The following is a 20,310-nucleotide window of genomic DNA, read 5'->3' as shown; positions in this document are numbered from 1 at the left end:
TTTGTTGACGCCTCCCGACAGCGGGGCTACAGTCCGGTCATGCTTCGCCGCCTTCTCCCCATAGGCCCCGCTGTCCGCAGCAAGCCGGTCTCCATCCGCTCCTCCGTGTTCAAACTCTCCCTGCCGGTGCTGCTCTCATCACTGTTCCAGCGGCTGGTGGGAATCGCCGACATTTTCATGACCGGCGGACTGGGGGCATCGGCTATTGCCGCCACCGGGCTGGGGCAACTGCTGATGTTCTGCACCATGACCATTTTCTGGGGGCTTTCCACCGGCGCCACGGTGGTGATTGCCCACCTGACCGGCGCCGGACGCCATGACGAAGCCCGCCGCGCCGCCGTCACCGCGTTCCTGGCCTGCCTGGGACTCACCGTCATCTGTAGCGTGGCCGGGACCCTCTGGGGAGGCGAGGCGGCCCGCCTGCTGGGAGCGACGTCGGAAGTGCAGGCGCAGGCACGGGACTATATCCGGCTGGTGTTCCAGTGGCTGCTCTGGACCACCGGCGTCAACATCCTCTCCGCCATCATGCACGGCAACGGCCAGACCCGCATCCCGATGCAGGGGATCCTGCTGGTGAACATCCTGCACATCCTGATCGCCTGGCCGCTGATCTACGGCAAACTAGGCCTGCCCCCCCTGGGGGTCAAGGGGGCAGCCATCGCCATCAACCTGTCGGAAGCTATCGGCTGCTGCTATCTGCTCATCCAGGCATTCCGGCACCGCTACCTGGGGTTGCTGCGTCCGCAGGCAGCACTGTTCGGCAGGATCTGGCGGGTGGGCTGGCCGGTGGCCCTGGAGCGGGTGGCCCAGCAGAGCGGCCAACTGTTCTACTCCGGCTTCATCATCGCCTATGGCACCACCGCCTACGCTGCCCACCAGATCGGGCTTTCCATCGAATCCCTCTCCTTCATGCCGGGGGCCGGCATGGGGATTGCGGCGGCAACCCTGATGGGACAGTCGCTGGGGGCGAAAAAATACCGCCGCGCCCGGGCCGGTCACGGCGAGGCGATGAAGCTGGCCCTGGTGGTGATGGGCAGCATGGCCCTGCTCTTCCTGGCCATTCCGCACCACCTGGTGAGCCTCTTCACCGCCGATCCCGAAGTCATCCGCCAGGGCTCCGTGTTCCTGCGACTGGTGGCCTTCGCCCAAGTGCCGCTGGCGCTTTCCTTCGTCTATGCCGGCTCCCTGCGGGGGGCCGGGGATACCTTCTACGTCTTTCTGGTGACGATGCTGACCATGTGGGGGGTACGGGTTCTGTTGGCCTGGATCGTCTCATCCTGGCTGCAGCTGTCGCTGTACTGGGTCTGGGGGGTCTTTCTGGTGGACTGGTACGTGCGTGCCCTGGCCTTCGGCTGGCGCTACCACCGCCGCGACCTGCACGGCGTCAGTCTGTAGCCGCCAACAGCCGTGCCAGCTCGGCGCAGGAGCGGGGTGGGGCCCCGTTGGCCGATAAAGCCCCCCGGGCCACCAGCAGGGGATGGAGCAGGGCCGCCCGGGGGACGCCCAAGCCGTGCCGCTCCAGCAGTCCGGCCTGTTGCGGGAACTGGTCGGCCGCAAACCGCGCTGCCGGCCGGCCGCCGACCATCAGACAGACGTCGTCGGCCCAGGCGTAGGCCAAGTCCAGATCGTGGGTTGCCATGACAATGGTGATCCCCTGCCCATGCAACTGCTGCAGCACCCCAAGGAGTTCCTGTTGCATCCTGAAGTCAAGTCCGGCAGTGGGCTCGTCGAGGATCAGCACCTGCGGCTGCATCGCCAGTACTCCGGCGATGGAGACCCGCTTCTTCTGGCCGTGGCTTAAGGAGTGCACCGGCTTGTCGGCGCAGTCGGCCATCCCCACCGCCTCCAGGGCCCGTTCCAGCCGCTCCCGCACTTCATGCCGCCCCAACCCCAGGTTCATGGGGCCGAAGGAGACATCCTCCCGCACGCTGGCGGAAAAAAGCTGGCTGTCCGGATTCTGGAACACCAGCCCCACCCGGGAGCGCAACTCCCGCAATCCCTGCCGACCATAGTCCAGGGGACGGCCTTCAAACAGCACCCGGCCGCTCTCCGGTCGCAGAATACCGTTACAGTGCAGGAACAGGGTGGTCTTGCCGGCACCGTTGGGCCCCAGCAGCACGGTGCGGCTGCCCCGCCGGATGACCAGGGAACAGTCGTCCAGCCCTACGCTGCCGTCCGGGTAGCGAAAACCCACCTGCCGCAGTTCCAGGATTTCGTCCCTGCCGCACCTCACGCAGCGACCACCGACACCAGAATCAGAGAGCCCCCCGCCAGGACCGCAACAGCCAGCCCGGCGGTCTTGGAGGAGTAGTCCGGCTCCAGAAAGCACAGGGGACCATCGTTGGCACGGGCCTGGGCCGCCTGGTGCAGGGCATGGGAACGCTGCCAGACCTGCACCGTGAGGTTGGCTGCCAGGCTGCCGAGGGAGCGCAGGGCCAGTCGGTTCGTAGCGTAGCCGAGGCGGGCCGTTTGGGCCGTACGGATGTCATGTAGCGCTTCTGACAGTACGAACAGCATGCGGTAGCAGAGGGTCATCAGGTCCAGCAGCACCTCCGGGGCCTTCAGACGACGCAGCAGGGCGATGGTGTCGTTCATCGGCGTGGTGAACCCCAGGAAGAGCAAGGCTGCCAGCCCTCCCAGGGAACGGGTACAGACCAGGGCCACCCGGCCCGCCTCCGTCGGCACCGGGCGCAGGGACAGCCCCTCCGGACCGGACAGGGACAGGGAGAAAAGCAGGGGCAGGGCGCTGGCGACGAGCAAGAACAGGGCCGGGGCCGCCACCCGCAGGTAGCCCGTCAGCGGAACGCCGGCCCCCAGCAGGGTAACCGCCGCCAGCACCAGGGCCAGACCGGCGGCCACGGCGGGACGGGACGCGCTGAATACGGCCACGAACCCGCACAGGGTGAACAGCCCCTTGGCCGCCGGCGTCACCCGCCGCCAGCGGTTGGCGGCGGCATACTGTTCCAGCAGCATCATGCCTGCTTTTCCTGCTCCCGCCGCAGCTTGGCGCGGGTTGAGGAACTGCCGTACCAGTAGCCGATAAAGCCCGCCCCCAGGGCCGCCTGGAACGCGAACAGCAGGGAGGCTACTTCGCCGCTGGGGGGCTCCATGAGTGATTCCATCCAGGGCTGGTACGCCGGGTTTATGGTGCCGATGGCGTCTCTTGCCTGGTCATCGGCTCCGGCAAAGATTTTCACTTCCTTGCCGTCCGGTCCCGGTTCGGGCTTTTTGATCATCACCAGCGGGATAACGACCAGGATAGCCACCAGGGTCAGCAATATGAGATTCTGCAACCGTTTCATGCCTGCACCTCCTGGCGGGAAACGACCTTCAAGTCCTGCAACTCCCGTGAATTAAAGCGGACCAGGGCATTGAAGACCACCACGGTCACTAGTCCCTCGCTGACGGCAAGCGGGAGCTGGGTCACGGCGAAGATGCCGGAAAATTTGGCGAATGAGGCGGCAAAGCCCCCTGCCGGATCGGGGAAGGCCAGGGCCAGTTGCGCCGAGGTGGTGACGTAGGTCAGGAGGTCCCCCAGGGCCGCTGCCAGAAAGATGCCCACGCCGAAGGGGAGGCGGGCCGCCCTGGCCAGGCGGTAGATGGCAAAGGCGGCAAAGGGCCCCACAATACCCATGGAGAAGATGTTGGCCCCCAGGGTGGTCAGGCCGCCATGGGCCAGCAGCAGCGCCTGAAACAGCAGCACCACGCCGCCGATGGGCGCCATGGCTGCCGGCCCGAACAACACCGCCCCCAGGCCGGTGCCGGTGGGGTGGGAGCAGCTGCCGGTGACCGACGGCAGCTTCAGGGCCGACAGCACAAAGGTAAAGGCGGTGGCCACCCCCAGCAGCATCCGCTGCTCCGGGTTCTCTCTGATCCGCTTGTTGATGCTGTACAGTCCGTAGGCCACGAAGGGGGCAGAAGCGACGCTCCACCCCACCGCATGCTTGACCGGCAAAAATCCTTCCATGATATGCATAATCGTTTCTCCTTGGTGTCACAGGGGTTGGACGGCTACCTAGAACTTCAGCACCAGTCCGTAGAGAGCGGTGACGTCGTCTTCCGCACGGGTCAGCCCCACCTTGATGCCGACATTGGCGTCGAGATGTTTGTTGATCTCGTAACTAGCCCCGGTCATCGCGTAGACCGGCACCACGTTCGACGTCTTGTCCTGGTTGGTGGAGAGACCGAAGTCAGCCGTGATGAACAACCCCTTCAGCAGTACCGCCTCACCGGCGATGGAGCCGGACAGCAGGCCGCTGCGGTTCTCGGCCTGGGCGCCACCGGTACGGTAGCTGTGGTGCTCATAGCCGAGGTTGGCATGCAGCGCGTACGTGCCGCCCTCGAACTCCCTGGTGGCGATCAGGACGACACCCGGCTGCCAGCGCCCTTCCGACAGGCCGGCGCTGTATCTGCCGGTGGGGATGATCACGGTCGGCTTGATGGCGAATTTGATGCCGGCCAGTTCGGCAAAGGCCCATTTAACTTCCAGGGTCATGTCGCCAAAACCCTCAATATCGCTATCCAGCTGCTCGGCTTTCCGTACCCGCTCACTGAAGGTATAGGGAACTTCCAGAGAGATGGCCCAGTCCTTGTAGAGACCGGTGATGATCTTCACTGAGCCGTCGAAAAGGTGTTGTTGCGTGTTGACGCCGTCGTTGGTCCTGTCGCTGTAAGCATAGGAGCCGTTCAACTCCACCTCGATGCTGCCGACGGCAACGGTGACGGCGTCGTCGGTGACGGCGTCGTCGGCAGCATGCGGCGGACCGGCAAAGGCGGTTGCAGCCGACAACAACAGGCATAGTGCCACTACACTTACGCTTCGCTTCACACTCGGTGCTCCCTCGGGTTAGCGGCCCGGACAACTCTGCCGGCTGCGGGCCACCTACGTGCCCGCCTTCCCATCAGGGCATTCCACGACAGTGGCACTCATTGGGCGTTCGTTCCCTTCAAGGCTGCGGGAGCATTGCACGCCTCTTCCTTGGTGTCCGGCCTCTGATGACCGCTCTGGCCTGCTTCCAGCAGGCTGCCGGCGCTGCAATGAAAAAACGTCCGCTGACGCCGGGGCATCATGCGGACGTTCCGTATTCAACGTCTGCTGCTGGTTTCACGCTCCCTTTACCGTCGGGACTGGTGCGTGCCGGGATCAGGCAGGTCTTCTGGCTTGCGATTCATCCTCCGGGCAGTCTTCCCGATCTTGCGACCAGTGACATCCTTGCCCTTTGTCCTCGCTTACAGCGGCGGGTCCGCGGGGGACTCGTTGCCTTGCGGAACTACACCCCTCTTCCCTTTTCACCCTTGCGGGCACCGTGATCCGTATGAAGCTTCGCACAGGAGCATGCGAATATGTTTGTGTGTACCTAGCGGAACTGCCCAGGCATGTCAAGAAGTTACTAAACGGTTCAACGCTGCAGCACCTGACCGAAGGTCTGTATCCGTCCCGCGCCGCCGTGAATCTGCAGGCCGCCCCCCTGGGAGCCGTCATCGTAGATGGACGATCCCAGCATGATGATCTTCCTGTTGCCCAGGTTCAGGCTGCCGTCATCCTGCAGATAGGAAGCCAGCTGCCTGAGACGGCCGATTTCCTGGGGCGAGAAGACATCGTGGGCCGCCCCCGCAACCACCACCAGCAACAGCGTTGCCAGTATTCCAATGACGAAACTCTTGTCATCAAAGCTTTTCATGGCATCCTCCCGTCCCCGGTACCCCTCATCCCGCAACGAGCGGCATGAAGGTGGAATATGGCGGAAGCACACAGGAATCGAACCTGCCGGGGAGATTTCCCATCCCACCCCACCGGTTTTGAAGACCGGGCGGCCCACCAGCGACCGACGTGCTTCCTCAGTATACCAGGCAGAGCCGGGACCGCTACGTCCGGCTCACAAGAAAATGCTGCTCGACAAATCCTGCCACCGCCGCCGGATCGTTCAGGTCCAGCACCGGCACATCCAGCTCCAGCGGCTCGTCGCTGGCCACCGCCACCAGGGTGGGGTCATGGCGTTCATCCCGGCAAAGCAGGGTACTGCCGTGGCCTGCCCGGTGCACCTCGATCTTCGGCAGGCTGCTCCCCTTGAACCCCTCGGTCAGCACCAGGTCCACATCCGCGAAATAGGTGGCGATCAACTCCTCCACAGCGGGAGATTCCCGGTGCTGCCGCACCATGGCCAGTTTGTCCGGCGACGAGATCAGCATCACGTCGGCCCCGGCGGCGGTCAACCGGTGACTGTCCTTGCCGGGATGGTCGATCTCGAAACGGTGGGCGTCGTGCTTGATGGCCCCAAGCCGCCAGCCCCGCGCTTTCAGTTCGGCAACCACCTTTTCCAGCAGGGTGGTCTTGCCGGTGCCGGAGCGGGCCACAAAGGAAACGGCAGGCGGCAGCGAAGCGGAGAGGGCGGAACGGTTCATCACAACGGTACTCCCGGAGGTCGGATGGCGACCCGGCCATTGTGCCAGATAACCGGCCGTTTCGTCCAGCAGGTAACGTGCCCCCGCACCGTGGCCGCCGGAACGGGCTCGTGAATTTCTTCTGGTGCATCGCCGCACAATGCCCGATAATCGGATTCCGGCTGCGGCGCTCCGTGCGCCACGGCATTGACAGGAATGCAGGGAGAACCATGGACAAGCAGACCACAACGGCACCGACATCAACGCTCAGCCTGCTGGCCCATCTGCTGCCGTTCTTCGAGGGTCTCAAAGGGCGGTACGCCCTGGGTGCCCTGTTGCTGCTGGCAACCAACGCTGCGGCCCTGCTGGTTCCCTGGCTGCTCAAACGGGCGGTGGAGCAATTGAGCCATCCCGTTGCCGCCGCCCCCTCCGCCAACCGCTACGCCCTGCTGATTGCGCTTTTGGCCGGTGCCTATTGCCTGGTGCGCATCTTCTCCCGCACAGTTATTCTGCACGGTGCCCGCCTGATCGAATTCCGGGTACGGGAAGCGCTCTTCGCCCGGCTGCTGGAGCTGGACCAGACCTTCTTCTTCCGCGAGCGGACCGGCGACCTGCTCTCCCGCTTCTCCAACGACCTGACCAATGTCCGGATGCTCACCGGCTTCGGGATCATGAGCCTGATGAACACGGTGATCCTCTACGGTTCCGCCGTGTGGCTGATGGTACGGATCAATCCCCTGCTCACCCTGGCAGCCCTGGCGCCGTTGCCGCTGATGGTGCTGACCGTCCAGGCGGTAAGCGGGAGGATATTCACGCTCTCCCGGGAAACCCAGGAGGAACTGGCCAGGGTCTCCAATCATGCCGAAGAAGCATTTTCAGCGGCGCTGCTGATCAAGAGTTACTGCCGGGAAACCCGTTTCGGGGAACAGTTCCGGGTGGCGGCGAACCGCTGCCTGGAGCGGAACCTGAGCCTGGCCCGGCTGCGGGGGTTCATCATTCCGGTCATCGCCCTGGCCACCGGCGCGGGAATCCTGGCGGTCCTCTACCTGGGAGGGCACCTGGTCATCCGTCAGGCCATGACCCTCGGCGATTTTGTCGCGTTTTCCGGCTACCTGGCCCTGCTGGTCTGGCCCACCATGGTGCTGGGCTGGATTCTCACCCTGTTCCAGCGGGGCGGAGCTTCCATGGCCCGGATCAACGAACTGCTGGCCGCCCGTTCCGCGGTACGGGAACATGCCGCAGCACAACGGATCAGCAGCATCAAGGAGGAGGTTGCCTTCAGAAACCTCTGCTTCGCCTACGGCGAACGGCCGGTCCTGCGGGACATCTCCTTCACCGTGGCAGCGGGCGAGCGGATCGGCATCACCGGTACGGTGGGAAGCGGCAAATCAACCCTGCTGCAACTGATTCCCCGCCTGCTGCCGGCCAGCGACGGTATGATCTTCCTGGATGGAACGGATATCAATCAGCTGCACCTGGGAGACCTGCGCAGCCTGATCGGCTACCTGCCCCAGGAAGCCACCCTTTTTTCGCGGACTATTGCCGAGAATATCGCCTACGGCGGTGACGGGGACTGCCCAAAAGCTGCCGAACTGGCCGGACTCTCCTCGGACCTGCAAGGCTTTACCCAGGGCCTGGATACCCTGGTCGGGGAGCGGGGGGTAACCCTGTCCGGCGGCCAGCGGCAGCGGGTGGCCCTGGCCCGGGCCCTGATGCGCAACCCGTCGCTGCTGCTGCTGGATGATCCCCTGGCTGCGGTGGATGCGGGACACGAGGATGAAATTCTCACCGCCCTCTCCGCCGCCTGGGGGGGCAAAACCGTGCTGATGGTCTCCCACCGGCTCTCAGCCTTCCGGGACTGCCACCGGGTACTGGTGCTGGACGACGGACGGATCGTGGAACAGGGAACACCGGCGGAACTGCTGCAGCTGGGGGGACGCTACACCGAACTGGCCAAACGGCAGGGAACGGGAGGCGGGAGCGCAGGCGCGGAAAAACGTTAACGGCGACAGCACGTGGAAAAGGCCGGATTTAAGCGGATGTTCACGGATAAACCCAAAACAGACGATTTAAAAAAGGTTCAAAATCCGCGTATATCCGCCGCATCCGCGCAAATCCGCATGCCCGTGCAGTTCAGATGTCTGGTTTCTCCACGGTCGTTCGATTAAAAGGGATAGCCCAGCCCAACGTATATCGCCGGCCCATCCCTGCCGATCCCCAGGTCTACTCGCCCCACGATGTTGGGACGGACCGTGGCGCGGAAACCGACGCCCGGGTTGAATTCGAAGTTCTTCGACGTTGCCTTGTCGAAGCTCTCCATCACCGCTCCCAGATCGACGAAGGGGGCGATTTCCCAGTCAGCCACCACGTTGAAGATCTCCCAGCGAAACAGCCTGATCCGCTCCTCCAGGTTGAGCAGCAGAAAACTGTTGTCGATGAAGCGGTTGCGGCCATAGCCGCGCAGGGTGGTCTCTCCCCCCAGGATGCTTTGTTCCAGGAACGGTACCTTTGTCGAGTCGGTATCGCCCAGGGTCTGGTTGTACATGATCCGGAAGACCGAGATGAACCGCTTGTCCTCCCCCTTGGGGATGTACCCCTTGGCCTCCACTTCGTAGTGGCGGTAGTCGGCCGTACCGCCCAGCGCCTTGATGGTGGGCTCGAAGGTGATCCGGGCGTAACCGCCGAACGTGGCCAGGGGACGGCTGTCGAGGGTGCTGTAGATCAGCGAGATTCGGGGAGCATGGGTAGTGAAGCCGTCAAGACCGGGCACCTCGGCGTTGCTGAACCGGTCCCTGATGAACGGCACGTTTTTGACGGCGCCGCCGTGAATGGAGACATTCCTGAAGCGGTGTCCCAGCTCAAGATAGTAATGGCGCCCCAGGAACCAGGTGGCGGAAATATTGTAGACGAATTCACGGTTGGTATAGTTGGTTTCCTGGGAGACCGGGGTACGGGCCTGGAAACCGTAAAACCGGGATGACCCGTCGGCGAACCAGCCGACAAAGGCGTTCAACTCAAGATCGCCCCCCTGCAGGCTGGTGTCGCGGTATTTCGCCTCGTAATCGTAGTTAACCTTCTGGGATTGGGCGATGTTGAACTCCAGGCTGTGGTCCCTGCTGGGGTTGACGGCGCCGTACAAACTGGCGGTGACACCGAAATTACGGTTGTGGTTGATCTGGGGTGCCAACAGGGAATAAATCTCGTTGTTGCGGTCGTGGATCAGGAAGGCACCCAGCGCCCCTGCGGTGATCCCCTCGTTGGGGGAGGAAGCGATCACCGGCAACGGCACGGTGACCACCTTCACCTGTTCGCCGCAGGCTTCTCCACTGATCAGGGGGAGCCGCTCCCGGGGCACCAGGGAGGTGCAGCCGGCAAGCGCGAGACACAACGGTACCACTACGGCAATCAAGCTGAAATATCTGATTTTTGAACGCAACATGGGGTGGTGTTGTACACGCTTTGCGCCTGCCCTGTCAACGCTTTCACGCCCTGCCGTGCTGGAGCGGATTTCTTGCACGGCCACCGCTTTACTGCTACTCTGGCGATATTTTGACGCTGTTCGGAGCCCCGTCATGAAGCTGAACGCCAAACTGATTCTGATCATGCTCTCCCTGCTGGTGATTGCGATCATTACCCTCTTCACCCTCAACCAGTACGCCCAGAATGACCTGGTGCAGGAAATCCAGGACAGTTCCCAGGAGATATCCAAGGCGGTGCAGCTCAGCATCGCCGACCTGACCTCCGAAGCCGAAACCTCCCGTCTCGCCGAATTTCTTGACAGTGCCCGCCAGAAAGGGATCAACGAGATCAACATCATCAACAGCGAAGGGGAGATCATCGACTCCACCAACCCGGAGAAGATCGGCAAGCAAAAGGATCTGAAAAAGCTCGAAAAAGGGGTACGGGCAGCGACGAACCGCCTGGGGGAGGCCTCGATCCTCTCCCAGAAACCCTACGACGTGGTGGTGCCGGTCATCGTCGGCGACGAGCACCTGGGCTACGTGCAGGTCAACATGCTGCTGGACAACATCCGCAACATCCAGCACGCCAACTTCATCAAGCGCCTGGCAGCCACCGCCATGGTCTTTACCGTGGGCATCGCCTTCACCATCTATCTGGCCCGCCGCTACACCGACCCGATCCACCGCCTGGCCGAAGATTTCAAGAAGGTGTCGGCCGGCGATCTCTCGGTGACCATCCCGGTGGAAAGCTGCGACGAAATCGGCGAACTGGCCCAGGCCTTCAACGAAATGGTGGAGAAGCTGCGGGAGCGGGAAGCCCTGGAAAAACGGCTCTACGAAGCGGAACATCTTTCACGGGTGGGACAACTGGCCGCCGGCATCGCCCACGAGATCCGCAACCCGCTCAACTACATCAGCCTGGCCATCGACCACCTGAAGAACGAACTGCTGGTGCAGTGCCCCGGCCGGGCAGCGCAGGTGAGCGACCTGGCCGACAAGATCCGTGACGAAGTGCGCCGGGCCAACTACATGGTGCTCAACTTCATGAACTACGGCCGCCCCCTGAAGCTGCGCCGGGGGATCATCACCTACGAAGAACTGCTGGAACGCACGCTGCCCACCTTGGCTGACCGGCTGGCCGAGCAACGGGTATCCATCGTCCGGCAGGTGGCCGACAAGCTGCCGCCGCTGCTGCTCGATCCGGAGCTGATGCGCAACGCCATCACCAACTTCATCACCAACGCCGCACAAGCCATGCCGGACGGCGGCGAGATCGTGCTGGGCGCCACCCTTGACCCGGAAAAAAGCGGCTGGGTACTGCTCAGCTTCCGCGACCGGGGGGCCGGCATCCCGCCGGAGGACCTGGACAAGATCTTCCAGCCCTACTTCACCACCAAGGAGGTGGGGATCGGCCTGGGACTGGCCATCACCGAACGGATCATCAGGGAACATGGCGGCGAGATTGCGGTAGCCAGCAGCGGCGAGGGAACCACCTTCACCGTGCGCCTGCCCTGCGGAGAGGAGAACGCATGAAGGGAAGCATCCTGATCGTGGACGACGAAAAGGGACAGCGGGAGATCCTGACCATGATCCTGCGGGCCGAGGGGTACGATACCGCCGACGCCTCCGGCGTGCAGGCGGCCCTGAAGCTGCTGGACAAACGGGCCTTCGATCTGATTCTGACCGACCTGAAGATGCAGGGGATGAGCGGCCTCGATCTGCTGGAGCAGGTCATGGCTGACGATCCCGGCCAGTGCGTGATCATGATGACCGCCCACGGTTCGGTGGACAGTGCGGTGGGGGCCATGAAACGGGGAGCCTTCGACTACCTGGAAAAGCCGCTGGAGCGGGAAAACCTGCTGCTCACGATCAAGCGTGCTTTCGAACGCATATCCTTGGTGCGCGAAAACAAGGTACTGCAGAAGAAGGTGGCGGAAATCGAGCGGATTCCCTCCATCATCGGCGACCACCCCAAAATGAAAGAGGTCTACCGGATCATCACCAAGATCGCCGCCACCAGTTCCACGGTGCTGATCTACGGCGAGTCGGGCACCGGCAAGGAGCTGGTTGCCCGGGCGGTCCACGACCGCTCGCCGCGAACGGCACAGCCGTTCATGGCGATCAACTGCGCCGCCATCCCCGAAACCCTGATCGAAAGCGAGCTGTTCGGCCACGAGCGGGGCAGTTTCACCGGCGCCAATGCCCGCGAAATCGGCATCCTGGAGGCAGCCAACGGCGGCACGGTCTTCCTGGACGAGATCGGCGAAATGAACACCGCCATGCAGGCCAAGCTGCTGCGGGCCATTCAGGAGAAGGAAATCCGCCGGGTGGGGGGGAAAGTCAACCTGGCGCTGGATGTACGGATCATCTCCGCCACCAACCGCGACCTGGAGCAGGAGATCCGCAAGGGGACCTTCCGGGAGGACCTGTTTTACCGCCTGAACGTGATCAGGATCAACCTGCCGCCCCTGCGGGAGCGGGGCAGCGATATCGCCACCCTGGCCGACTACTTCATCGCCAAGTACCGGGAGGCCACCGGTATTGCGGTGGAAGGAATCGCCAAGCCGGCCCTGCGGCTTTTGATGAACTACACCTGGCCCGGCAACGTCCGCCAGCTGGAATCGGTCATCGAGCGTTCCGTACTGATGGCGGAGGGGAACATCATCCAGCCCGACGACCTGCCGGCGGAGATCACCGCCGCCACTCACTGCGGCATGGTGCCGTTTGAGCTGCCGCCGGAGGGGATCAAGTTCGAGGAGATGGAAAAGGCGCTGATCATGAAGGCGATGGAGCGGGCCGACTGGGTCATCGGCAAGGCGGCGCCGATCCTGGGACTGTCCTACAAGACCCTGCAGTACCGTCTGGACAAGTACGGCATCGAAAAGCCGGAACGCCGGGGACGCTGACCCCTACCCCTCATCCCCCAGGTGCCGGTTCGGAATCAGGTAATTCCTGATGTAATCCGACACCGCAGCCTCCAGGGACCAGAGGTCGGCAGTGTAGCCGGTGGCGCGGATCTTGCCGGTTTCCGCGCAGGTACGGTACTGGTAGGTATCCCGGATCTCCGGGGGCATGTCGATGTACTCGATGCGGCTGGGCAGCTCCATGGCGGCAAACACCGCGGCCCCCAGCCGGTTCCAACTGGCGGCGGAGCCGCCGCCGACATTGAAGATCCCCCCCGCCTCCCGGTTGTCCAGGAAATGCAGGGTCATGGCCGCCGCATCCTTCACGTAGACGAAATCCCGCACCTGCTCGCCGTCGGCGTAGTCAGGCCGGTGGGACTTGAACAGCTTCAAGGCGCCGGTGGCGCTGATCTGCTCGAACGCCTTCTGCACCAGGGAGCGCATCTCCCCCTTGTGCCGCTCGTTGGGACCGAAGACATTGTAGTACTTCAGGCCCACCACACTGCCCAGCATCCCCTCCCGCTGCAGCCAGAGATCGAACAGCTGCTTTGAGTAGCCGTACATGTTCATGGGACGCAGCGAGGCAAGCTTTGTCTCATCGTCGGAAAAACCCAGCTCGCCATTGCCGTAGGTGGCGGCGCTGGAAGCGTAGATGAAGCGGGCCCCCTGTTCCCGGGCAACGAGGGCCAGTTTGCGGGAATACTCGAAGTTGTTCCTGATCAGGTAGGTGGCGTCCCGCTCCGTGGTGGCGGAGCAGGCCCCCAGGTGAATCACCGCCTCCAGCGGCGCCCCCAGCCGGGCCGGCAGCCCGCCGTTGTCCAGCAGCGTCTCGAAGGCATCCTTTTCCAGATAATCCCTGAATTTCAGCGGCACCAGATTGCGCCACTTCTCCGTCATCCCCAGGTGGTCCACCACCAGGATATTCTCGCAGCCGCGCCGGTTCAGACCGTGCACCACGGCGCTGCCGATCAGGCCGGCGCCACCGGTAACGATGATCATGAGTTTTTCTCCTTTTCGCAGACGGTTGAAACCTGAGGTTGCTCAAAAACAGCCAGATCGTCGCACCCACGGAAACCCCCTTGTGCGGCGTAGCAGCGCTACGCCGCACAAGGGGGTTTTCGAGGACGGCGGCGAGAGGGCCGTTTTTCAGCAACCTCCCCGGCAGACCGGGCACCCCTGCATGGCCAGCGGCTGCTCCAGCCGGCAGCGGGCCAGCAGCTCCCGGTCGCGGAAGATGTCGCGGGTGGGACCGTCGGCCGCCACCTCGCCGTTGCACAGTATAATGGTTCGGGGAAAAAGTTCCAGCACCATGTCCAGGTCGTGGCTGGCAACGATCCGGGTATGGCTGAAGCCGGCCAGAAGGTGCATGACCTGACGCCGGGAGAACGGATCAAGACCGCCGGTGGGCTCGTCCATCACCAGGACGTCCGGCATCATGGCCAGCACCGTGGCAATGGCCGCCCGCTTCTTTTCGCCGCCGGACAGGTGGTACGGGGCCTTGTGGCGCAGATGCCGGGCATCCACCTGCCCAAGGGCGGCAACAACCCGCGCCTCCAGCTCCTCGCCGGACAGCCCCAGGTTCAGCGGGCCGAAGGCCACGTCCTCGCCAACCGTTGCCATGAACAGCTGATCGTCCGGGTTCTGAAACACCATCCCCACGCTGCGCCGTACCTGGGACAGCGTGGCGGGAGTAAGAAGGCCGTCACCGATCCGCACCTGGCCTGCCGTGGCAACCAGGGTGCCGTTCAAATGCTGCAGCAGCGTGGACTTGCCGGCACCGTTGGCACCGATGATTGCCACCGCCTCGCCATGTTCGATCCGGAAGGAGACGGCGTTGATGCCAAAGCTGCCGTCCGGGTAGCGGTGCTGCAACTGCCGGACCTCAACGAGGTGATGACTCATGGCCCTCCTCCCACCAGCAGTTCCCCCAGCAACCGGGCCGGCTCCCCGAACCGGATCGTCAGCAGCACCAGGCTCCATCCCCCCAAAAAGAGCAGATCCGTGCGGGTACAACGGGACGGTGTCGCCACCGGAAACTCCCCGGTGAAGCCGCGGGCCGCCATGGCCCGGTAAACCCGCTCGGCCCGCTCCCAACTGCGCAGCAGCAGGTGCCCCACCAACGGCCCAAAGGAGGCGATCCCCCTGCCGCGACTGCCGAAGGAGCGCTGGTCCCGAGCCCGGCGCAACCGTAGCCCCTCGTCTGCCAGTACGAACAGGTACCGGTAGAGGAAGAGCAGTTGGGCCGCAAACAGCCGCGGCATCCCCAACTGCACCAGTCCCCGGCAGAGAGCCGGAAACCCGGTGAGGCTGACCAGGATCAGGGCTGCGGCAACCGTAAGCAGGGAACGGAGTACCAGGGAAACGAAGGAAAGCCAGCCGCCGCTGACGGCCAGCGGACCGACCGTGGCCAGTATCTGCCGGTCCAGCAGCGGGTTGAATATCCCCACCACCAGCACCACCGGAAGCACCAGCAGTATCCGGGGGATGAGCTGTGCCGGCGGCAGCCCGGCAGCAGCGATCATAAGAGCGGGAAAGATGCAGAACGGAAACAGTGCCGCCACCTCATACCGCCCCAGCGACACCACACAGACGATGAACAGCAGGGTCACGACGATTTTCGCCCGGGCATCCAGGCGGTGCAGCGGACTGCTCCCCTCCGCCAGCCGTTCCAACTGCCGAAAGTCGAAGAGCGTTCCTTCAACGGAGCGCATCGGGCTCTTTCAGGGGCACCTTTCTTCGGGAAACCAGAAAGCCGGCTCCCATGGCCAGCAGCAGCGTCGCCACTCCCCCGGCGATGCCGGACAGGCTGGTGCCGAGACGTGCTTCCGGCAGTGCGGCGGCACCCCCCTTCTTGAAGGCATAGTCAGGCAGCGGCGCGATTTTTTCCTGCAGAGCGGCAAGCCGGGCATGGAGCCCCTGCTCCGGCCCCTGCAGTTGCTCGCTGCCGCTCACCCCGGCGATGGACCACTCCAGGCCGTCCGGCTGCTCAGAGGCGAAATGGGAAACCAGGCCGCCGGTCAGCAGGGTGGCCACCACAAAGGCGATCAAAAGCGGCTTCAACGATCCGGCGGAACGGGCCGGCTCCGTCGCATTGCCCAACAATTCCGGCCGGGCGGTACGGACGAACTGCAGCACGGCAGCGGTGACCAGCCCCTCCACGACGCCTATGGCCAGGTGGATCGGCTGCATCAACAGCAGGAACGGGCCGAAGGGAAGGGAGGAAATGCCGGAAAGAGTGGTCTGCAGCACCACGGCGCCAGCGCCCAGCTGCAGACCGGCCACGGCGGCCACCACCGCCGCACCCGTCAGGCGGATCCGCGACGGTACCGCTCCGGCCAGGGGACGGTAGAGCAGCGGATAGGCGACAAACGCCGGAAAAAATCCCAGGTTGAAGATGTTGCACCCCAGGGCCAGCAGGCCGCCGTCGGCGAAGAAGAGTGCCTGCACCACCAGCACCGAGGCGATGGTCAGGAAGGCCGCCGCCGGTCCCAGCAGCACCGCCAGCAGCAGCCCTCCCCCCAGGTGGCCGCTGGAGCCGGTGAGCGGAATGGTGAAATTAATCATCTGGGCGGCAAAGACAAAGGCACCCAGTACCCCCATCAGCGGCACGGTCCGGTCGTCGCCGGACGTCCTGATCCGCGACGAACACCGGGCAATCATCGCAGCGGACACTGCCCACATGGTCCCACCGACAGCAGGCGAAATAAGGGCGTCAGCCATATGCATGGAAAGCACTCCCGCGTGGCACGAAATAAAAATTGGTAACACTCGATGTACGGCAGAAAACAGGGGCTGTCAACCGTATTTCCTGTTGCGGGCCGCAAAAACGAAGCGCTATCATACCGGCCAGGGAGGTAGCGTCATGGCGCCACAGCTTCGTTCCGTTTGTCCCTACGATTGCCCCGACACCTGCGGTCTGCTGGTGACGGTGGAAAACGGCCGCGCCGTGAAGGTCTGCGGCGATCCGGAGCATCCGGTCACCCGCGGTCTGATCTGCCCCAAGATGCAGCAGTATGAGCGGACTGTCCATTCCCCCCGACGCCTGACCACGCCGCTGCGGCGCACCGGTCCCAAGGGGAGCGGCCAGTTTGCCCCGATCACCTGGGAGGAGGCGATCCTGGCCATCTGCAACCGCTGGCGGGCGCTCAGTGCGGCCTTTGGCGCCGACTGCATCCTGCCGTACTCCTATGCCGGCACCATGGGGCTGGTGCAGCGCAACAGCGGCCACCCCTTCTTCCACAAGCTGGGGGCGTCGCGGCTGGCCCGCACCATCTGCTCGCCGGCCAAGGAGGCGGGCTGGAAGGCGGTCATGGGAGACACCCCCGGCCTTGATCCGTCGGACATACTGGAAAGCGACCTGGTGATCCTTTGGGGGATCAACGCCGCCGCCACCAGCATCCACACCCTGCGGGACGCCCGGGAGGCAAAAAAGCGAGGGGCACGGCTCGTGGCCATCGATACCTACCGCACCCCCACCGCGAATCACGTCGACGAAGCCATCCTGATCCGCCCCGGCAGCGATGGAGCACTGGCTCTGGGAATGATCCATGTCATGGCCGCGTGGGGACTGCTGGACCGGACGTTCATAGCGCAGCAGGTCAGCGGCTTCGACGAACTGGCCGCCACCATCCTGCCCCAGTGCACGCCGGAAGCAACGGCCGCAGCGTGCGGCATTCCGGTGGAACACGTGGAACGGCTGGCGCTGGTCTACGCCCGGGCCCGCGCCCCCTTCATCCGCCTGGGAAGCGGGCTTACCCGCTACGGCAACGGCGCCATGAACGTCCGCTGCATCACCTGCCTGCCGGCCGTGGTAGGCGCCTGGCAGCAGCCGGGCGGGGGGCTGCTCTGCAGCACCTCTACCGGTGGTGCGTTCCCGCTGACGCAGGTCACCCGGGAGGACTTCCTGCCCGATCCTCCACCGCGGATCATCAACATGAACCAGTTGGGCAACGCACTCACCGGCCTGGCCGAACGGCCGATCCGCGCGCTCTACGTCTACCACTCCAATCCCGCCGCCATCACGCCGGACCAGAATGCGGTCATCAGGGGCCTGGAGCGGGAGGATCTCTTTACCGTCGTACACGAGCGGTTCATGACCGATACTGCCCGCTATGCCGATATCGTGCTGCCGGCCACCTCCTCCCTGGAACATTCCGACCTGTACCGCAGCTACGGCGGCTACCAGGCCCAGCGCTGCGCCGCCGTGATCTCCCCGGTGGGGGAGGCCCACTCCAACTGGGACACCTTCTGCCTGCTGGCCCGGGGAATGGGCTGGGATGAACCGTTCTTCCGGCAGTCGGCCGATGATCTGATCGACCGGTTGCTGGACGGTGAGAATTCCTGGCGGGACCGGGAGACCACCGACCGGCTGCGGGCCGGCGAAACGGTACTGCTGACGCCCCCCTCGTCGTCGCGGGGCCCTTGGCTCACCCCGTCGGGAACCATCGAAATCAAGAACCCCCGGGAGCCGGAGCCGCTGCCGCGACGGCTGCCGACCCATGCGGAACGGGATGGTTATCCGTTGCGCCTGCAGCCCGCCGTCACTCCCTTTGCCCTCAACTCCGGGTTTTACGAACAGGATCAGCTGCGGGAACGCCAGGACTGCATGGCGTTGCTCATGCATCCTGCGGATGCCGCCGGGCGGCGTCTGGCCGACGGTGCGCCGGTCGTCGCGTTCAACAGCCTGGGCGAGGTTTCCTTCACCCTGCGGGTGACCGGGGCGGTCCCGCCCGGAACCGTGGTGACCGAAGGGGTCTGGTGGCGCGAGTTCATCCCCGGCGAGCGGGGGGTCAATGCCCTGACTTCCCAACGTCTTACCGACCGGGGCGAGGGAAGTACTTTGTATGACGTCGTCGTGGAGGTACGCGCCGCCCGATCCGATGCAACAGGTTGTAACAAGTACATGACAGAACGGCTTGTTTAAAGTATACTGCGCCCAATTTTTCCGCAGTTAATTTACCAGCCGGAGAATCGCCAATGAACATGCTGCTTGAAGTCTACCTGGCACTGAAAGTCCGCACGCGTATTTACCTGCTGGGTATCTGCTACACCTTCTGTATCATCTTTGCCGTCATTGCCGGACGCCTGCTGCCGATCAGCTACGTCATCGCCAGCACGGCCCTCTTCGTCATTGCCGGTGGCTTTTTCACCGCCCTGCTCTTCTGGTCGGTCAACAATGCCCTGCAGCGGATCCAGGAATACCTGAAGGAGATGGCCAACGGCAACCTGAGCCAGAGCATCTCCGCCAAGCGCAACAACGAAATCAGCGCCATCATCCGCTCCATCGAGGCGCTGCAGACCGCCATGCGGACCATCATCTCCGGTATCCGCCAGACCTCGGATATCGTTGCCACCTCCTGCAACACCCTGCGCCAGACCGCCATCTCCATTGCCGAGGGGACCGGCAACGCCGCCAGCCAGACCGATTCCGCCAGCCAGGCAGCCTCGGACATGGCCTCGGTCAGCTCCGAGATCTCCTACAGCTGCGATACCATGTCGACCATGGCCGAAGAGGCCCAGGCCGTCTCCCACGAAGGGGAACGGATCATCACCGGCATGGCCAAGACCATGAGCAGTATCGAAGTGGAAATGACCGGCACCACCACGGCCGTCAAATCCCTGGGCTCCACCTCCACCCGGATCGGCGACATCATCGCCACCATCGGCGATATCGCCGACCAGACCAACCTGTTGGCCCTGAATGCCGCCATCGAGGCGGCCCGGGCCGGTGAGCAGGGCCGCGGTTTTGCGGTGGTTGCCGACGAAGTGCGCAACCTGGCGGAGCGGACCTCCGTGGCGACCCGGGAAATCCAGTCGATTATCGATGCCCTGCAGCGGGACGTGGGCACCGTGGTTGCCTCCATGGAACAGAGCTCCGACAGCGTCCGCGCCGGCGGCGAGGCGGCCCGGCTCTCCTGCGATGCCATGAACTCCATCCGCGACAAAATCAGCACCCTGCACAGCCATGTCTCCCAGGTGGCTGCCGCCACGGCGCAGCAGTCCTCCTCGACCCAGGCGATCTCGGACAACATGCACACCATCTCCACGGTCATCCATGCCGCGGCCGACGGCGCCGAGCGGACCAGGGCAGCCTCCATGGAGCTGACCTCCTCCTCCTCCGAATTGCAGCAGATGGTGAGCCGCTTCCGGATCAACTGATATTCGCCGCCACCAGGATACCCACACGAGGGGGTTGTCGCGCCACGTGACGCGGACAGCCCCTTCGTTTGTCTCTGCGGCACGTCGGGTGGGGGCGTACCTCGACACACCGACTGCCGCCACTCTCAGCCTACAGGTGACTTCCATGCTCGAACAGATCGGCTCAGACCTTTACAAAACCTGGAGTGACGACCAGCGCAGAAACGAGATCGGCAAGCTGGTGAGCGGCTACCGCTCCGGCCTGCCGCTCACCATCCTGCTGCAGATGGCCACCGCCATTGCCGGCAGCCCGGAGGATGCCCGGGAGCACCTGGCAGCCATCATTCCCGCGGCGGAACGCCATCTGATGGTGGGACGGCTGAAGGGGGAGGAGCAGGCGCTGGCCGCCTCGTTCCTCATGTAAGCCT

19 protein-coding genes, 1 tRNA gene and 1 riboswitch are annotated in these 20,310 nt (G+C 64.0%); of the genes, 7 read left to right on the top strand and 13 right to left on the bottom strand.

Going from position 1 to position 20,310, the window contains the following annotated elements; translation table 11 throughout:
- Positions 1–39: 39 nt before the first annotated feature.
- Positions 40–1,395: an MATE family efflux transporter gene (locus RAK07_RS00735; RefSeq protein ID WP_305730948.1), complete on the top strand. Its 1,356-nt coding sequence runs from the start codon at positions 40–42 to the stop codon at positions 1,393–1,395.
- Here the strand turns inward: RAK07_RS00735 and RAK07_RS00730 are convergent.
- From RAK07_RS00730 to mobB, 8 genes are all read right to left on the bottom strand, one after another.
- On the bottom strand, positions 1,385–2,233 hold the full coding sequence (locus RAK07_RS00730) for an energy-coupling factor ABC transporter ATP-binding protein (protein ID WP_305730947.1): 849 nt from the start codon (positions 2,231–2,233) through the stop codon (positions 1,385–1,387). The genes RAK07_RS00735 and RAK07_RS00730 overlap by 11 nt on opposite strands.
- Positions 2,230–2,976 (bottom strand): cobalt ECF transporter T component CbiQ, encoded by a 747-nt coding sequence (gene cbiQ / locus RAK07_RS00725; protein WP_305730946.1) that lies wholly within the window; start codon positions 2,974–2,976, stop codon positions 2,230–2,232. The genes RAK07_RS00730 and cbiQ (RAK07_RS00725) overlap by 4 nt, the downstream gene beginning before the upstream one ends.
- Entirely contained in the window at positions 2,973–3,302 is a 330-nt protein-coding gene (locus tag RAK07_RS00720) for an energy-coupling factor ABC transporter substrate-binding protein (protein ID WP_305730945.1), read from the bottom strand. The genes cbiQ (RAK07_RS00725) and RAK07_RS00720 overlap by 4 nt, the downstream gene beginning before the upstream one ends.
- Complete coding sequence (locus RAK07_RS00715) at positions 3,299–3,976, bottom strand: energy-coupling factor ABC transporter permease (protein WP_305730944.1); 678 nt, start codon at positions 3,974–3,976, stop codon at positions 3,299–3,301. The genes RAK07_RS00720 and RAK07_RS00715 overlap by 4 nt, the downstream gene beginning before the upstream one ends.
- Before the next feature lie 39 nt (positions 3,977–4,015).
- Positions 4,016–4,828 carry a transporter gene (locus RAK07_RS00710; protein WP_305730943.1) on the bottom strand — a complete coding sequence of 271 codons (813 nt, stop codon included), beginning with the start codon at positions 4,826–4,828 and terminating at the stop codon, positions 4,016–4,018.
- A gap of 301 nt (positions 4,829–5,129) precedes the next feature.
- Positions 5,130–5,325: riboswitch (cobalamin riboswitch) on the bottom strand.
- A 74-nt stretch (positions 5,326–5,399) separates the two neighbouring features.
- Positions 5,400–5,681, bottom strand: a complete 282-nt coding sequence (locus RAK07_RS00705; protein WP_305730942.1) for a hypothetical protein — start codon at positions 5,679–5,681, stop codon at positions 5,400–5,402.
- 58 nt (positions 5,682–5,739) lie between these two features.
- Positions 5,740–5,838 (bottom strand) — tRNA-Sec (locus RAK07_RS00700).
- A gap of 27 nt (positions 5,839–5,865) precedes the next feature.
- Entirely contained in the window at positions 5,866–6,402 is a 537-nt protein-coding gene (gene mobB / locus RAK07_RS00695; RefSeq protein WP_305730941.1) for a molybdopterin-guanine dinucleotide biosynthesis protein B, read from the bottom strand.
- 209 nt (positions 6,403–6,611) lie between these two features.
- On the opposite strand from mobB, the gene RAK07_RS00690 reads away from it, so the two are divergent.
- A complete protein-coding gene (locus RAK07_RS00690) occupies positions 6,612–8,384 on the top strand; it encodes an ABC transporter ATP-binding protein (protein ID WP_305730940.1) in 1,773 nt (590 codons plus the stop codon).
- A gap of 161 nt (positions 8,385–8,545) precedes the next feature.
- Here the strand turns inward: RAK07_RS00690 and RAK07_RS00685 are convergent, their stop codons facing one another.
- A complete protein-coding gene (locus RAK07_RS00685; protein ID WP_305730939.1) occupies positions 8,546–9,820 on the bottom strand; it encodes a BamA/TamA family outer membrane protein in 1,275 nt (424 codons plus the stop codon).
- A 133-nt stretch (positions 9,821–9,953) separates the two neighbouring features.
- Between RAK07_RS00685 and RAK07_RS00680 the strand changes: the two genes are divergently transcribed.
- The gene (locus tag RAK07_RS00680; RefSeq protein WP_305730938.1) at positions 9,954–11,375 is read left to right on the top strand and encodes a sensor histidine kinase; all 1,422 of its coding nucleotides are present in this window, start codon (positions 9,954–9,956) and stop codon (positions 11,373–11,375) included.
- Positions 11,372–12,748, top strand: coding sequence for a sigma-54-dependent transcriptional regulator (locus RAK07_RS00675; protein WP_305730937.1), 1,377 nt, complete (start codon positions 11,372–11,374; stop codon positions 12,746–12,748). Before RAK07_RS00680 ends, RAK07_RS00675 begins: the two co-directional genes overlap by 4 nt.
- Positions 12,749–12,751: 3 nt before the next feature.
- On the opposite strand, the gene rfaD is transcribed toward RAK07_RS00675, so the two are convergent.
- The 4 genes from rfaD to RAK07_RS00655 form a co-directional block, all read right to left on the bottom strand.
- Positions 12,752–13,744, bottom strand: a complete 993-nt coding sequence (gene rfaD / locus RAK07_RS00670) for an ADP-glyceromanno-heptose 6-epimerase (RefSeq protein ID WP_305730936.1) — start codon at positions 13,742–13,744, stop codon at positions 12,752–12,754.
- Between the two features lie 147 nt (positions 13,745–13,891).
- Positions 13,892–14,647: an energy-coupling factor ABC transporter ATP-binding protein gene (locus RAK07_RS00665; protein ID WP_305730935.1), complete on the bottom strand. Its 756-nt coding sequence runs from the start codon at positions 14,645–14,647 to the stop codon at positions 13,892–13,894.
- Positions 14,644–15,456, bottom strand: coding sequence for a cobalt ECF transporter T component CbiQ (cbiQ, locus tag RAK07_RS00660; protein ID WP_305730934.1), 813 nt, complete (start codon positions 15,454–15,456; stop codon positions 14,644–14,646). The genes RAK07_RS00665 and cbiQ (RAK07_RS00660) overlap by 4 nt, the downstream gene beginning before the upstream one ends.
- Entirely contained in the window at positions 15,443–16,471 is a 1,029-nt protein-coding gene (locus RAK07_RS00655; protein WP_305730933.1) for an energy-coupling factor ABC transporter permease, read from the bottom strand. The genes cbiQ (RAK07_RS00660) and RAK07_RS00655 overlap by 14 nt, the downstream gene beginning before the upstream one ends.
- A gap of 136 nt (positions 16,472–16,607) precedes the next feature.
- Between RAK07_RS00655 and RAK07_RS00650 the strand changes: the two genes are divergently transcribed.
- From RAK07_RS00650 to RAK07_RS00640, 3 genes are all read left to right on the top strand, one after another.
- On the top strand, positions 16,608–18,668 hold the full coding sequence (locus RAK07_RS00650) for a molybdopterin-dependent oxidoreductase (RefSeq protein WP_305730932.1): 2,061 nt from the start codon (positions 16,608–16,610) through the stop codon (positions 18,666–18,668).
- 53 nt (positions 18,669–18,721) lie between these two features.
- A complete protein-coding gene (locus tag RAK07_RS00645) occupies positions 18,722–19,903 on the top strand; it encodes a methyl-accepting chemotaxis protein (protein ID WP_305730931.1) in 1,182 nt (393 codons plus the stop codon).
- 145 nt (positions 19,904–20,048) lie between these two features.
- Complete coding sequence (locus tag RAK07_RS00640) at positions 20,049–20,306, top strand: hypothetical protein (protein ID WP_305730930.1); 258 nt, start codon at positions 20,049–20,051, stop codon at positions 20,304–20,306.
- Positions 20,307–20,310 lie beyond the last annotated feature (4 nt).

The organism is Trichlorobacter ammonificans, from assembly GCF_933509905.1.
Lineage (GTDB): Bacteria > Desulfobacterota > Desulfuromonadia > Geobacterales > Pseudopelobacteraceae > Trichlorobacter > Trichlorobacter ammonificans.
Note: the sequence above shows the minus strand (reverse complement) of the source record. Positions and strands in the feature narration are given on the sequence as shown.